The sequence below is a fragment of the Algoriphagus litoralis genome (genome assembly GCF_003259255.1).
In the GTDB taxonomy this organism is placed as follows: Bacteria; Bacteroidota; Bacteroidia; order Cytophagales; family Cyclobacteriaceae; genus Algoriphagus; species Algoriphagus litoralis.
The window spans coordinates 106,019-121,067 of the sequence record NZ_QGOL01000009.1; the positions used below are offsets into that span (position 1 = coordinate 106,019).

12 protein-coding genes and 1 tRNA gene are annotated in these 15,049 nt (G+C 42.4%); 5 read left to right on the plus strand and 8 right to left on the minus strand.

The genetic code is table 11. The features are described 5' to 3' along the window. Positions 1–5 precede the first annotated feature (5 nt). On the minus strand, positions 6–992 hold the full coding sequence (locus tag DK188_RS11980; protein WP_157963230.1) for a glycosyltransferase family 2 protein: 987 nt from the start codon (positions 990–992) through the stop codon (positions 6–8). Between the two features lie 464 nt (positions 993–1,456). After that, positions 1,457–1,530 (minus strand) — tRNA-Ile (locus DK188_RS11985). A 99-nt stretch (positions 1,531–1,629) separates the two neighbouring features. On the opposite strand from DK188_RS11985, the gene DK188_RS11990 reads away from it, so the two are divergent. Beyond that, the gene (locus tag DK188_RS11990; RefSeq protein WP_111671067.1) at positions 1,630–2,259 is read left to right on the plus strand and encodes an HAD family hydrolase; all 630 of its coding nucleotides are present in this window, start codon (positions 1,630–1,632) and stop codon (positions 2,257–2,259) included. Then, a complete protein-coding gene (locus tag DK188_RS11995; RefSeq protein WP_111671068.1) occupies positions 2,252–3,361 on the plus strand; it encodes a site-2 protease family protein in 1,110 nt (369 codons plus the stop codon). The genes DK188_RS11990 and DK188_RS11995 overlap by 8 nt, the downstream gene beginning before the upstream one ends. Positions 3,362–3,400: 39 nt before the next feature. Here DK188_RS11995 and DK188_RS12000 read toward each other — a convergent pair whose 3' ends face one another. The 6 genes from DK188_RS12000 to DK188_RS12025 form a co-directional block, all read right to left on the minus strand. Then, complete coding sequence (locus tag DK188_RS12000; RefSeq protein ID WP_111671069.1) at positions 3,401–3,697, minus strand: rhodanese-like domain-containing protein; 297 nt, start codon at positions 3,695–3,697, stop codon at positions 3,401–3,403. A gap of 1 nt (position 3,698) precedes the next feature. Continuing rightward, positions 3,699–5,540 carry a T9SS type A sorting domain-containing protein gene (locus DK188_RS12005; protein WP_111671070.1) on the minus strand — a complete coding sequence of 614 codons (1,842 nt, stop codon included), beginning with the start codon at positions 5,538–5,540 and terminating at the stop codon, positions 3,699–3,701. Between the two features lie 4 nt (positions 5,541–5,544). Next, positions 5,545–6,300 (minus strand): PASTA domain-containing protein, encoded by a 756-nt coding sequence (locus DK188_RS12010; protein WP_111671071.1) that lies wholly within the window; start codon positions 6,298–6,300, stop codon positions 5,545–5,547. A gap of 125 nt (positions 6,301–6,425) precedes the next feature. Then, positions 6,426–9,500: a M43 family zinc metalloprotease gene (locus tag DK188_RS12015; protein ID WP_111671072.1), complete on the minus strand. Its 3,075-nt coding sequence runs from the start codon at positions 9,498–9,500 to the stop codon at positions 6,426–6,428. A gap of 13 nt (positions 9,501–9,513) precedes the next feature. Beyond that, a complete protein-coding gene (locus DK188_RS12020; protein WP_111671073.1) occupies positions 9,514–9,762 on the minus strand; it encodes a NifU family protein in 249 nt (82 codons plus the stop codon). Positions 9,763–9,768: 6 nt separating this feature from the next. Next, entirely contained in the window at positions 9,769–10,863 is a 1,095-nt protein-coding gene (locus DK188_RS12025; protein ID WP_111671074.1) for an Mrp/NBP35 family ATP-binding protein, read from the minus strand. Positions 10,864–11,024: 161 nt separating this feature from the next. Between DK188_RS12025 and dnaG the strand changes: the two genes are divergently transcribed. The 3 genes from dnaG (at position 11,025) to DK188_RS12040 (ending at position 14,992) form a co-directional block, all read left to right on the plus strand. Then, the gene (dnaG, locus tag DK188_RS12030; RefSeq protein ID WP_111671254.1) at positions 11,025–12,962 is read left to right on the plus strand and encodes a DNA primase; all 1,938 of its coding nucleotides are present in this window, start codon (positions 11,025–11,027) and stop codon (positions 12,960–12,962) included. Positions 12,963–13,049: 87 nt separating this feature from the next. Beyond that, complete coding sequence (locus tag DK188_RS12035) at positions 13,050–14,261, plus strand: bifunctional 3,4-dihydroxy-2-butanone-4-phosphate synthase/GTP cyclohydrolase II (protein WP_111671075.1); 1,212 nt, start codon at positions 13,050–13,052, stop codon at positions 14,259–14,261. A gap of 89 nt (positions 14,262–14,350) precedes the next feature. Then, positions 14,351–14,992: a hypothetical protein gene (locus DK188_RS12040; protein WP_111671076.1), complete on the plus strand. Its 642-nt coding sequence runs from the start codon at positions 14,351–14,353 to the stop codon at positions 14,990–14,992. Positions 14,993–15,049 lie beyond the last annotated feature (57 nt).

Sequence of the window (15,049 nt, forward strand, 5' to 3'; positions counted from 1 at the left end):
ATGGTTCAGGATTTCCAAACAATTTGTTGAGATTTCATCAGCCGATCGAATTCCCTGACTACTTGGCTCAGCGATCGAGAACCCTGTTTCTTTTGAAGCTGGAGTAACAACTTGTTTCGTGATTGCGAAATTCCACCCTCGAGCGCCTTCAGAGCCTTGAAGCTATTCCAGATCCACGTTTTACCGATAAGTAACTTTGGCAAAACATCCATGAAAATGGCCTGAGCTCTCCACCATCTGAGCTCTTCGACATCCAGATGTATGGCATGAAACAGCATTCGGTTTCTGAAATAGATGGTTTTGACCCACTCTTTTTGGACCTGGGTTTTCATTGTCGCTGAGCCAAGGTGGTAGCAATAGGATTGCTCGTGGAAATAACATTTCCATCCCATCCTCCAAGCCCTGATTCCTAAATCAAGGTCTTCGGAGTAAAAAGGGCTGAACAGCTCATCAAATCCACCAAGCTCAATGAGTTTCTTTCGGTCTAGTAATGCATTTGCACCTGAGAGAAAGAGGGTTGGGGCGCTGTTTGATCCTGAATTGGGAAGATATTGGAAGTCGGTCTTTACATATTTGCCGATCCTTCTGGGAATTTTTGCGCCGATTTCCAGTTTGGAACCATCCCTACTTAAGATTTTCCCCATCACTCCAAAAGTATCCGGGTTGGAAAAATAGGTGAATAACCCACTGAAATACTCAGGACTCAATTTGATGTCGGAATTGAGCAGAAAGACTAACTCATTGACTGATTCAAAAATTCCTCGGTTACAGGAATATGAAAATCCCCGATTTTCTTCGTTTTTAAGGATTCGGATTTGTGGGTAATGATGGGAGATAAATTCAATGGTATCGTCGGTAGAGCAATCATCCACGAGTAAAAATTCATAGATACACCCTGAATTTTCGAGCGCCTTGAAAGTGTAAGGCAAATAGGATTCCAGGAGGTCCCGTCCGTTGAAATTGGGCAGGACCACAGATAGCGTTGTGGTCAAAATTTTAGTGGTTTAGTTTCCTAGAAGACGAAAAGACGCTGGTTTTCCGCTACAACAAAATTGATCTGAGTCAAAAAAATATGCCGTTTAGGCTGCTGAATTTTCAGAACAGCTTCTGAATTAAGGAGGTAAAGTTTTGCACTGGTTCAAACAAAAATCTAAAGACGATTTGAGTCTTGTGGTAATTGACCTACATCCGACTAACTCCTGATCAAGCTTTATCAAAAATTTCACAAAAGCAGTCTCAATCACAAGAAATGTTGATTTTCTTTTTTCTCACGGAGATTTAAGCCGAAAAAGTAGAATTATGGATTCTTTGTTTCTACAACTGTCACTTTTGATGAGCTAATAAATCGAAGGCTTGAATTAGCGAGATAGTCCATGTTATTTGTATGATAAACAATGGTATCCGGTAAAAAAAAAAGTGGGCAAAATCATCCAAAAATGACTTTGCCCACGGGGGGTGGGCCCACCTGGGCTCGAACCAGGGACCCCCTGATTATGAGTCAGATGCTCTAACCGGCTGAGCTATAGGCCCGAGCGAAAACCTTAAATTATTGGCTTCAATCGCCTCAAACCTTGGTTTTGGGAGTGCAATGTTACATATTTGAGTCCATATACACAACCAGTTTGGCGAATGAAAAAAGCTATAGATGCTGACTTTTTGATCTTTGATTTGGGGAATGTGATAATAGATATTGATTATCAACGATCTCTGAATTTGATTAAATCCTTACTACCCATATCATTTCACGAAAAAGTAGACTTTTTCTATGCTACGGGGTTTCATAAGGACTATGAAAAAGGTTTGATTGATACGTTCACTTTTCGAAATGAAGTCAGAAAGTATTTTGAGCAAGATTGGGAAGATGAAAAAGTGGATGAAATTTGGAACAGCCTACTAGGAAATATTCCCCGCGAACGGCTGGAATTAGTTTCCAAACTTAAGACCTCCTATCAAATCGGTATCTTGAGCAATACGAATGAAATCCACATCGAGGCAGTCTACAAGCGTTTAAAATCGGATTTTGGAATGGACCGATTTGAGCCTCTTTTTGACCATGTTTTTTACAGTCATGAAATGGGATTAGCCAAGCCTTCAGCAGCGATTTACACCACCATGCTCGAGCTACTTGACACCACTGCAGATCGGGTAATGTTTTTTGATGATTTGGATGCAAATGTAGTAGGAGCGAAGTCCGTCGGAATCCATTCCGTTCAAGTGACGGGTCCGACTGTACTATTTGATTTTTTCGGTCATGTATAAAACCAAAGAGTACCTGATCCACGGATCACTATTTCTAATTACGCTGATTACCACGACCCTTGCAGGCGGGGAGTGGGTATATGGGAAGTCTGTGATAGGTGAAGGGGATTCGTTTATTACTTGGGAATATTTCCTGAAGTCTATGACCTTTTCCATTCCCTTTGTTGGGATTTTGTTAGTCCATGAATTGGGACATTTTTTTACATCAATCTACCATAAAGTGAAGTGTAGTCTGCCGTTTTTCATTCCGGGCTGGTTGGGATTCATAGGAGCTCCATCTATTGGGACTTTTGGCGCTGTCATTCGAATGAAAGGATTTATCAATAGCAGAAGAAAATTCTTCGACATTGGTGTTGCTGGTCCGATTGCTGGTTTTACGGTCGCGTTAGGGGTATTGATTTATGGATTTACTACCTTGCCCCCCGCTGATTACATCTATACCATTCACCCGGAATATGCAGATCCCGGATTCGAAGGATACGGTGAAGATGTCTTAGACTTTGAACTTGGGGGCAATTTCCTTTTCTGGGCAATGGGGGAGCTTTTGGCAGACCCAGACCGACTGCCAGAGATGTCTGAGGTAATCCATTATCCATTCCTTTTTGCGGGATATTTAGCTCTTTTCTTTACTGCGCTTAACCTTTTGCCAATTGGTCAACTGGATGGGGGACATGTGGTATTTGGACTTTTTCCAAAATATCACAAAGAAATCTCTATCGCTGTATTTACACTTTTTATGGGTTATGCTGGTTTGGGAATTATAAGTCCGTTGATGCCCTTGGAGGAGCTAGTAATTAGAATTCCACTGTATGTAGGCTTCCTATATATCTGTTATTCCAGAGCTGGATTTACCCAGCAAACGCGAATAACTTTAGCCCTAAGCATAGCTGCTGTCCAGTATGTTTTGGCATTTGTCGCTCCAGACTTGGAGGGGTATCAGGGTTGGCTTTTTTATGGCTTTCTGTTGGGAAGAGTGATGGGATTAAGGCACCCCGAAGTTTCAGGACTTCGACCATTGGATACCAAAAGAAAAATAATTGGCTGGTTGGCGATCTTACTATTTGCGCTCTGCTTTACCCCAAGACCATTCATTTTGTCATAAAAAAATCCCGAACTCGTTTGGTCAAGTTCGGGATTATTTTCAAAGGGATCGGTAAGCCAAAATTCCACCGAGGACATTTCTGACTTGGCTGAAGCCTTTGCTTTCAAGGAATTTTTTGGCATTCCCACTTCTAGCTCCGGATCTACAGTGTACGACGATCTCATCGTCTTTGTGTTTTTCCAATTCAGAAATACGATGCGGTAATTCGCCCAAAGGAATATTTTCTGCTCCTAAGTTATCTTCTTCGTATTCCCACTCTTCACGTACATCAAGGAAATAAAACTTTTCTCCTTTGTCCAGTCGATTTTTCAATTCTGAAACAGTAATATCTTCCATGCTATTTTGTAACTAAGATTCGAAATGATTTAGAACCGGTATCGGATGATAGATTAATGATATAAATCCCCGGTCTTTGTCCTTCAAAATTAATAATTTCACCGTCTTTCACTCGCTCTCTAGGTAATTTTATCTGCCTGCCAAATGAGTCGAAAATCGAAATATCAGCAAATTCACCCGCTATCGTCAGACGGTCCACTACCGGATTAGGGTAGATCCGGTATCCCGCACTCGGTACTTCACTCTGCTCAAACGGGGCTGCCAAGGATACGTGAGGTCGGATCATCAGAGATCCTTTGACGTCTTCATTTTGTACCCAGCCTCCTCCTACATTATAGAATATTTTGCTGCTGTTGTCATTGATCTTATCCAATCCTACATGGATGAAATCATTGGAAAACTGAGTGAAGCCAATGTAGAATTCCCCACTTACTCTGAGGTTGGTATCCAAAGAATAGTAGATGAAATCCTGTCCGGGAACTTTGACCGGGATAGAAGACTCTATAGTTAGAATTGGGCTTTGATCTATTTCATCCCAAACCACAATATCCAAAGGCTGATTGGCTTGGCTTGCATTGGTAAAGTTGATAGAGATGCCCTTTAAAAAAACGGGTTCGCTAGCGGAATAGCGTACTGCAAGCTGTCCAGACCTTTGATTTATCCCAGCTGCATAGTCTGCCGAGCCGTTGTCATAGGCGAAGAAATCACGGATAGGAAATTTGGTTCTTACCGTATCATTGAGCCGATAGTCTACCGAATTATAGCGTATGGTATCTCCATTGACGATTTCAAAGAGAAATTCATCTCCTGATGTGAGTGCTGTCTTAATCACTAAATCCCCTGCTATCAACGGTACTGGAACCTCGTCAAATTCTCTACTCAAAAATGATCTTCTTTCCAGAGAATTGGGAACCGGATTGAAAGGGGTGTCATCGTTCACTAGGAGTGTGGTGTTACCCAAAGTGTCCTCAATCTCAATGGAATACTCCATGGCTCTAAATCGGTCTTGAAGATTTAAAAACTCATTTTTAATTTGAGACCAAAGCCCATTTTGATCTGACTGAAGCAGCTCCAATGGGTAAGCAGTGTACTCTCCCAAGGTAACTTGATTGGGTTGAGTGATTGCCCGATCGTTGTAGAACAAATCGTTTTCATCTCTATTGAAATTCAAATAAACATAGTCCAACAACCAACTGTCAAAAGGTCCGACCTGCCTACCATTGGAGAAAAAGCGAAACTGAAATTCCTCGTGTTGCCATTCAGGTAGAATCTTGATGATTTCTTGGGTGAAAACAGACCTGTCTAAATCGTCACCTCCCGGTTGAAGCCAAACTGTAATCCACTCTTCATTGGAATTGAAAACTTGGAGGCTAAGTCGGTCATTTCTGTCAGGTGCTTCGGCTTTGCCACCAGATTGCCAAAAGAAACTTAAAAAAAGACTCGCACTGGCCTCAGGACCGAGGGTACTTAGGTCAAAAGGCTTGCTGGTCAGGAAGTCACTCTCGCCCTGATCTCGGATTTGAAGGGAGTAGGGATTTCCATTTTGATCTACGCCATTAAATAGCACAGCACCGATGGAGGGGGCATTCTGAGCAATCGTCTCCGTGTGAGATGCTCCTTGAATAGTCCACTTTAGCGTGTCTATGCCTTTCGAAAAATCATCCCAAAAGGGAAGTGAATTTTGGTTGAGTGATCGTGCAGAGCTGGGTAAACCGGAATTGGGTACAAACTTTTCACGGTGAACCGGGGCAAACTCAACAAACTGGGCAGCACTTTCCCTACTTTGTAATAGAAGAATTACAAAACAGAAAAAGATCAGCCTGAAGTTTAGAATCTTCTCCAAATGCTTAGTCTTTGGATATCCAAATATTGATTAATTCTCCGGTCCTAACTTGCATTCCCACGGGAGGAGCCTGGAGAAACACCCTTCCGGCAGGAACTGAATCGGAGGCAGCATAGTTTTTATCCCCAACTCGCAATCCAGAACCCAAAATTAAGAATTCTGCCTCTTCTTCTTCAAGGCCAGTCAAATCAGGAACTAGCAAAAGCTGATTTCCCATCCCATCACCCACGACCAAATCGATAGTGGCACCTTTTGGAATTTCAAACCCTTCCTTGACCGTGACCCCTCTGTATCGCTGTTCCAAAACGACATTGATTCCGATATCTGGCACATACACGATATCGCCCCTGTTCAAACCGATATTTGAAAGAATCTCCTGAACATTTTTCAGCGGCATATTCACCAAGTTGGGCATCTTAATTAACGGTGCATTTCGGGCATTAAGTGTCAGGTAGATTTTTCTTCCTGTTTTGACTTGAGAGCTTGCTTCAGGAATCTGCTTCAAAATTGCCAACGCTGGCAGATCTGTACTGAAGCCTGAATCTAGCGATACCTCATATTGCAAATCTGAATTTTCCAAAAGTTCAACTGCTTCTTGAAATTCATAGCCGGATAGATCTGGGACAGATACCGTCTCACCATGATTGGTGTAGTAGGGTAGGTAGACTTTCAAAAATGCAAAACCCAATAGGGCGGTCATTACCATAATGACGAGCAAATTGATGAGTATTTTCTTGAATGGGGAATTGAATGAATTCATTGATGCTAAGGAATCAGTCTAAGTTAAGGGGAAATTTGATCGGTCAACGAACAAAAATGTTAAAATCAATTCAAATCACGAGGCAAAAAATAAGCCGAAGCTTTCACCTCGGCTATTTTTTTAGATCAATTAATTATCAATCGCTTCATTTCCTGCAGAGTTGGACTACTTATTCGAAGGATATACACTCCAGTACGGAATAATTCTGTGGTGAAAGTAAAGGTCTGATTAAGAGTGCCTGGGTAAATTACCTCGTGAACTACCTGACCTGTCGCTGAGATAATCTGTATGGTGACGTCCTCTCGCGCTGGAAGATTAAATGCAACATTGAAGTAATCTGTGGCTGGATTAGGATATAGAACAGATGAACCTTGCGCAGGGATGACTGGATCTGGGTTTGCGTTTAAGAAGAGTTCGATATTGTCCAGAAAGACTGGGTTATTGTCGGTTCCCGAGATTGATAAAACAAAAGCTAATCGCACTGACAATGCTTCCGGTCCTGCATAGTCACTTAGATTGACATATTTTCGACTATAATCTCCTGGGCTGTTGGGATTAGCCTCGCCTGTTGAGACCGTTGCTAATTCTTGACCTGTAGCGATCCATACCGTATCGTAATTGATCCCACCATCCCTACTGGCCAATAAGTGTAAATTAGTAGAAGGATTGACCTGACCAGCAGCTAGATCAAAGAATATACTGGCTTGTCGGGAACCCGTCAGGTCAAACACTGGTGTACCAAGCCAATAGGAATTATTGGCATCTCCGTTTTCCAAACGGGCGGCATTATTTACTCCGGTTCCATTGGCTACTGGTGTGACAGTCCAAGAAGGCTGGTCGTTTTCCGGGTTGATGGTAGACCAAGGACTTAGGTTAGTACTGTTGTTGAAATTCTGACGCCAAGGCACCTGGACACTTTCTGAATCTTCCAAATGATACCTACTCAAAACGAAGGATTCTGCAGTATTTTGGTCAAAGTTTGGCTCACTTGTCGAGAATCGTAGTCTGTTTTTGCCGTTGGAAGTGGATTTGCTAATGTCCAATTGAAGTTGTTCCTCTGGATCTAGGGATATCTCAGAGACCAAGTATGTCTCTGGAGAGTTGGAATTTGTTGTTCGGGTAAACAGGAATTTGCTCAATGGTAAGTTTCCTGTATTCGTGACCCGAATGATTTCATCTTCATGCGTTCCTGAATTGATCGCTGTTGGGCTTAGAATTTCCTCCACTTGAACTCCGTAGCGTAATTCCTCAGTTGGAAGAATCCGAATGTTTCTCAAATAAATGTTATTCCCAAACGCATTTCTGGTTGCGAAGGAAAGGCGCACTTTCCCCAAATCCTTGAATTCGCTGAGATTAAATAATTCAGTTCGAAACTGGTCGTTTGAGGTTGGAATAAACTCATCCAATGTAGGTGGAGAAGTCTCAAGCCTAGCTCCCGATTTTTGATAATTGACATCTAACAAATCAAAGCTTGTACCACAGTCTTCCGACACAGATATGATCAATTCATCCTGAAAACCTGCTTGATTATAGGGAGCGTGTGCCACCTCAAAAACCAGTTGCGCATTCGGATATTTTGTAAGATCGATGGTTGGAGAGATGAAATAATCCACTTGACCAGGACCTTCGTATTCGTAATGCCGAATAAAGACTGTTTGTTGATTTTGTCCACCGATGAGGATATTTCTGCTTTCCCAAGTGAAAGATTGGTCAGGATTTGAAATCACCCAATTGTTTGGAAAATTTTGGATGTCAAAAGTATAGGGCAAATCAATTTCGCCCTGAAGAACAGGGGTGGAGAATCTGGAATTATTGGATTCATTTTGATCAACTTGATCATTGGCTTGAGTGATTCGAAACTCAATTTGATTGTTTCCCGCTTGCAATGATGTGCTTGCAAATTCCAGAATGGTAGATTCACCGGTATCCAAGTCGAGCGGAAATCGTTTACTTTCTACTACAATCCCATTTCGGATGAAATCAATTCGAGCTGAGGTGATCTTTGAAGAACCAGCGTTTTGAACTTCCACTTTTGGAGTAATTGTCAATTCGCAGATTGCATCTACTGGCTCGATGATTTTGATAAGCGATAAGTCAATGGTTTCCAAGACAGGGCTTTGCGTAGCTCTATTATTGACAAGAGTGACTCTTCTTGGGCTGTTTTCCAATACAACATTAAATCGCTCTACTTGTCCCACCGTGAAAAGGTTCATGCATGCATCTGGGGTATAATCCATGTAGTTCTGGATCATATCATTGGAATTGCATGAAAATCTACTGGGATTCGCGTTACAGGTGGTGTTGGAATTATCCTGATCTGGAGTATCACTTACAAAATCATCCACCCCACATCCTCCGTCGCCCCAGATATGCCTTAGACCAAAGTAATGCCCAACCTCATGTGTGGCCGTCCTTCCCAAAGATGCCGAAGTTGCATTGCCTCCTACACCAAAAAACCGGTAATCAATAGTCACACCATCGATAATGGCTGGAGTAGGAGAGAAATTCAATCCTGGCAGGTCCGAAATCGGAAATGAGGCATATCCTATAAATGGCTGAACTAGCGGAACTACATACATATTCATGTATTCCACGGGATTCCATTGACTCAACTGCCCAATGAGGACTGCGTCAGTTTCTGGGTTATAGGATGTCTTTGGTCCCTGAATACGCACGATCCCATCTGTAGGAAGTCCATTTGGATCCTGCTTAGCTAGTACAAACTCAATATTTGCGTCCGCAGCAACAGGCAAAAATTCAGCGGGAGTCCTAATGGCGTCTGCGTTCAATCGCCTAAAGTCCTCATTCAGGATTCTGATTTGTTCAAATATCTGTGAATCTGGAATATTGGTTCCAGTACCTACCGCATTTCCGTTATGGACGACATGGACTACGACGGGGATTAGCCGAGGTCCTTCTGCAGTTCTGGAAAGGGGTTGGGGCCTTAATCTTCGTGCCTCAATTTTTTGATCTATCCAACTTTCGAAAAAAGGCTTGGATCCAAAAAAGCCCATTTCCTTTTCTATTCTGGATTCAATCACTCCATGCGCACACTTATCATCATGGGCATGAGAACCTGATGATGTTGAATTCAGTGCAACGTCTATTGGCGTGATTTTTTGCCCAAAAGAGTGAATTGAATTAAAAAGAAATCCGATAAGAAGGATTACAATGCTAAAAAACTTGAGACTTGTTTTCATTAAATGGGAATAATCAAGCCACAGTTAAATTCACTGCCTCAACTCGAATGATCTCTGGAATCGCTCGCTTGATTGCCTCTTCTACACCTGCCTTCAAAGTCATTGTAGACATAGGACATGATCCACAGTTGCCCATCATTTCAATCCTGAGCACCAGATCTTCTGTCAATTCTACAATTCTGACATTTCCTCCATCGGCTTCTAGATAAGGTCTAATGGTATCGAGTGCAAATTCTATTTTTTCTCTTAGTCCAGCTTCCATTTTCAATTATGCTTTTACTTCTACTATTGATGTTTTTTGGATTGAGGCATTTCGGATCGCAATCTGCCGGGCTACGGCTTCAGCCAGATCCATGTAGGCGCCTTTCGTCAATCCGTTTTTTAAAACTGCTGGAAATCCTGTATCTCCACTCTCTCTAATACTCTGTACAATCGGTATTTCTCCTAGAAACGGAACGTCATACTTTTGTGCTAGTTTTTTTCCTCCTTCTTTTCCAAAAATATAATATTTGTTTTCTGGAAGTTCCTCGGGAGTAAAATAAGCCATATTTTCTATAACACCTAGGATAGGCACGTTAATTTGTGGCTGGCGAAACATAGACAAACCCTTATTCGCATCCGCCAAGGCTACTTTTTGCGGTGTGGTGACGATCACTGCGCCTGTCACAGGGACAGTCTGCACCATAGTAAGGTGGATATCTGAGGTACCCGGTGGTAGATCAATCAGCAAATAATCTAGTTCGCCCCATTCGACATCCGCGATGAATTGTCTCAATGCCGAACTGGCCATAGGACCTCTCCAAACCACTGCACTGTCTGTAGGAGTCAAAAAGCCTATGGACATCAGCTTGACACCATATTGGGTAATGGGAATGATGATGTTCTTTTCGCCTACTTTTTTCACTGAGGGTTGTTCTCCCTCGACATTGAACATCGTAGGAATCGAAGGCCCTGAAATATCGGCATCAATTAGACCTACTTTTGCCCCCAATTGTGCTAGAGCGACGGCAAGGTTTACCGAGGTAGTTGATTTTCCCACACCGCCTTTACCAGAAGCTATTGCAATGATATTTTTTACCTCAGGGAGTATCGGTGTTGCCTCTCTGACTGTAGTCACTTGCGAGGTCATAAAAATATCCCATTCCCAACCGCTTCCATGGTCATCATTTAGTACTTCAAGGCAATTGTTTTTGATTACCTCTTTCAGTGGGCAGGCTGGAGTAGTGAGTACGACCTTGAAACTTACTTTCTTACCTTCTATATGTATTCCCTGAATCATTCCCAAGGTTACCAAATCCCGCTTCAAATCAGGATCTTGAACTTTAGAGAGTGATTTTTTTATCGATTCTTCGGTCAATTGCATTCCAGATTTTTAAATTTTTCGCAAGTTACTTTAAGATTGCCGTTTTCTAAAGCCGGTTTCTCATCTTCTCCATGCGAAACTCTGGACTTTGGCAAATAGTTCTTTTGGTACTCCTTCCTATTCCCATCCCAGCGCTTAACTTTGCTAAGAATCCTCTATCTATGACCATAAGTAAGCTCACATCTGACAAAGTAAAAGAACGGGCAGACATCGTCGAAGTCGTGGGGGATTATGTGCCTTTGAAGAAAAAAGGTCAAAATATGTGGGCATGCTGCCCTTTTCATGGAGAAAAAACGCCTTCCTTCTCGATTTCTCCTGCCAAGCAGATTTACAAATGTTTCGGTTGCGGCAAAGCGGGCGACCCGATACAGTTTGTCATGGACATCGAAGGAATCGGTTTTCAGGAAGCTATCCGACACCTAGCTGGAAAGTATGGCATTGAGGTAGAGGAAGACGAAGCTCGAACTCCTGAACAAAACCTCGAGCAAAATGAACGCGAAAGCCTTTTCATTGCGCTGAATTTTGCCAAAGACTTTTTTGTAAAAAACCTTCAAACGGATGAAGGGAGATCTATTGGCTTAAGTTATTTCAAAGAGCGTGGTTTTTCTCCTCAGATCATTGATAAGTTTGATTTGGGATATGCATTGGATGGTTGGGATAATTTGCTCAAGTCTGCTAAAGCAGCCGGTTTTGAAGAGGATATTTTGCTCAAAGCAGGTTTGATTCTTCAAAAAGAGGGTGATCCAAGCAGGCTTTATGACCGATTCCGCGGTAGGGTTACTTTTGCGATCCACAATATCAGTGGCAAACCGATCGGATTTGGGGCACGTATTCTGACCAAGGACAAAAATCAACCGAAATACATCAATTCCCCAGAGACGCCCATTTACCATAAAAGTGACGTCCTCTACGGGATGTTTCAGGCGAAAAAAGCCATTCGCGATCTCGATAATTGCTTTTTGGTAGAGGGGTATACCGATGTCATTTCCATGCATCTCTCCGGCATAGAGAATGTTGTCTCTTCCTCAGGGACTTCACTTACCGAGGGGCAAATTAAGTTGATCAAGCGCTTTACCAATCAAGTCACAGTATTGTACGACGGAGATGCTGCGGGGATCAAAGCTTCTATCCGAGGCATCGATCTTTTGTTGGAAGGTGGATTGAACGTCAAAGCGGTTGTTTTTCCTGATGGAGACGATCCGGATAGCTACTCAAGAAAAGTGGGTACGCAGGCTTTTCAGGACTATCTCAAAAATCACAGCCGTGATTTTATCGGATTTAAAATCGGGCTATATCAGGAGGAGTTTGAGCGAGATCCGATTAGAAAAGCCGAAGTCATCCGCGAAATCGTGCAGAGCATTGGAAAAATCCCGGATCCAATCATCCGCTCAGTCTATGCAAAAGAAGCTTCTGGTTTGCTTCAAATAGAAGAAGAAATTATTCACGCTGAACTGAATAAGTCACTGATTAAAAGTCAGAAAGATCATTTTCAGAAAGCAAAAGATGAAGTAGAGGCGGAGGAAAAACTCGAGGAGTTGATTTCCACTAGCGCGCAGGTCTCCTTCATTGAAAAGCTCTCAATCCATGAGCGTGAGATCTTACGGCTCATGTCCCTCTATTCAGCTGAAAGTCTAGATGAAGAAGGCAAGACAGTACTGGAATATTTACTAAGCGAGACATTAGAAACCAAATTTCAAACTGCCAATTATGAAAGGATATATAATCTTTTCAGAGGACTGATTTCAACTGATAAGAAACTCGATCTAAAGGGTCTTTTAAATACATTTCCAGGCGAATCAAAGAATGAGATTATCGACCTAGTGCAGCAACGCTGGGAAGTCTCAGCACACTGGACTGGAAGGCATGGTATTCTCGTACCCACAGAAAAGGACGATCTGGCTATTAGCAGCTATCGTGCTTTGCTTTGGTACAAAAAGCGCTACGTGGAAAAATTAATGGCTGAAGCGAGCATGAACATTAAATCCTCAGAAGGCAGCAATGAAGATTTTGAAAAGATATTGGTGCTTCAAAGCATTTATCTTGAAGTGAAGAAAATTCAGGTTCTATTAAGTAAAGAACTTGGAATCGTGATTGGGTAAAACCAAACTTTCTTTTGTCTGTTCCGGTTTTAAAGTGTGAAAGCGCCTAACTTGCGCCCTGAATAATTACTCCCAAAAACTATCCAAGTGGAAAACTATCCTCTAGACCCAATTGAAGAAGCAATAGAAGCCATCAAAAACGGTGAAGTGATCATTGTAGTAGACGATGAAGACCGTGAAAATGAAGGTGACTTCGTCTGTGCTGCTGAAAAAATCACGCCTGAAATAGTCAATTTTATGGCTACCCATGGACGCGGATTGATTTGTGCGCCTTTGATTGAAGACCGCTGCGATCAGTTGGGACTGGAATTGATGGTGGGAAATAATACCGCAGCGTTTGAAACTCCATTTACAGTCTCAGTCGATTTGATAGGGCATGGATGTACTACAGGAATATCCGCATCAGATCGGGCAAAGACTATCAAAGCATTGATTGATGATTCGATTCATCCCAGCGAATTGGGTAAACCCGGACACATTTTTCCTCTGAAAGCGAAGCGGGGAGGAGTTTTGCGCCGAGCGGGACATACAGAGGCAGCAATAGATTTTTCCAGACTTGCGGGATTGGCTCCGGCGGGAGTTTTGGTTGAAATCATGAATGAAGATGGATCAATGGCCAGACTTCCTGATTTGGTAAAAGTAGCCGAACGATTCAATCTAAAACTGGTGTCGATCAAAGACCTGATCGCCTACAGGCTGAAAAATGAATCTTTGATCAAAAGGGAGATAGGTGTGGACTTGCCCACGAGCTGGGGGGACTTTGACCTAATCGCATTCCGTCAGACCAATACTGATGAAATTCACATGGCACTGATCAAGGGGACGTGGGAACCCAATGAACCCATCTTGGTCAGAGTTCATTCTTCCTGTGTGACAGGTGATATTTTTGGGAGCTGCAGGTGTGACTGTGGGCCCCAGTTGCATTCAGCCATGGAAATGGTCGAAAAAGAAGGCAAAGGGGTGGTTCTATACATGAACCAAGAAGGAAGGGGGATCGGACTGATCAATAAATTAAAAGCTTACAAGCTTCAGGAACAAGGAATGGACACTGTCCAAGCCAATCTGGCACTGGGTTTACCAATGGATAGCAGAGATTATGGTGTAGGAGCTCAGATTCTTAGGGATTTGGGTATTGGTAAAATCCGGTTAATATCTAATAATCCGCAGAAGCGAGTCGGTTTACTTGGATATGGACTTGAGATCGTAGAGCAGGTTCCTATCGAGATTAAGCCAAATCCACACAATGAAAAATATCTTACGACCAAGCGAGATAAAATGGGCCACAATATTCTCAAGTAACAGAAAGTTTATAACTTAAAGAAGATTGCTTGAATGGATTTGAAAACCCAATCATCATTTGATCGTTAATTCTAAGCACAACTATCACCATGAAACAGGCAGGATTTACACTTTGCTTCATTTTTCTGGGCTTGGTTTCGGTCTTCGCTCAGAATAACCAATTTCCTTCACAGATTTGGCATAAAGGAAATATATACCTCAACGACGGTACGACGCTTTCGGGATCTATCAAATATGATCTGGAAAACAATTTGGTTCAGCTCCAAAATGAAACCGTGAATACGTTTACGGCCTCCTCAGTCTCCAACTTCGAAATTTTCGATGAATTATTCGGTGGAATTCGCAATTTCTACAGCCTCCCTTATGCGATCAATGGAGAATACGAAACGCCAACCTTTTTCGAGGTTTTGACTCAGGGAGATAATATTGCCTTGCTTTGTAGGGAATACATCGCTACCGATACCCGGGGAATGAACAATAACTGGGGACCCATGGCAATGAACCCACTTTGGGGACCGCAAAACAGTTTCGGATATCGCCTTGCTTTCAATTATTTCTTTTTCAAAAATGGCAGACTAGAGCGCTATAGTTTAAAAAAGAAAGACCTGTACTCCATGCTTCCTGGATACGATGAAGAGATTGATCTCTTCATGAGAAAAAATCGGTTAGAGCATGATAAGCGTGGAGATCTTCTTCGAATCACAGCGTATTACAACGAATTGCAGAATTAACTTTAATTCAACGCCTCTCATCCTTGTCTCAAATGACAATGGTACTAGCCAATAAGG

Bases quoted from the DNA above. Each gene is read 5' to 3' on its own strand.
- DK188_RS12040 (WP_111671076.1), top strand. From the start codon at position 14,351: ATGAAACAGGCAGGATTTACACTTTGCTTCATTTTTCTGGGCTTGGTT.
- DK188_RS12025 (WP_111671074.1), bottom strand. From the start codon at position 10,863: ATGCAATTGACCGAAGAATCGATAAAAAAATCACTCTCTAAAGTTCAA.
- DK188_RS12010 (WP_111671071.1), bottom strand. From the start codon at position 6,300: ATGAATTCATTCAATTCCCCATTCAAGAAAATACTCATCAATTTGCTC.
- dnaG (WP_111671254.1), top strand. From the start codon at position 11,025: ATGACCATAAGTAAGCTCACATCTGACAAAGTAAAAGAACGGGCAGAC.
- DK188_RS11990 (WP_111671067.1), top strand. From the start codon at position 1,630: ATGAAAAAAGCTATAGATGCTGACTTTTTGATCTTTGATTTGGGGAAT.
- DK188_RS12000 (WP_111671069.1), bottom strand. From the start codon at position 3,697: ATGGAAGATATTACTGTTTCAGAATTGAAAAATCGACTGGACAAAGGA.
- DK188_RS11995 (WP_111671068.1), top strand. From the start codon at position 2,252: ATGTATAAAACCAAAGAGTACCTGATCCACGGATCACTATTTCTAATT.
- DK188_RS12020 (WP_111671073.1), bottom strand. From the start codon at position 9,762: ATGGAAGCTGGACTAAGAGAAAAAATAGAATTTGCACTCGATACCATT.
- DK188_RS12015 (WP_111671072.1), bottom strand. From the start codon at position 9,500: ATGAAAACAAGTCTCAAGTTTTTTAGCATTGTAATCCTTCTTATCGGA.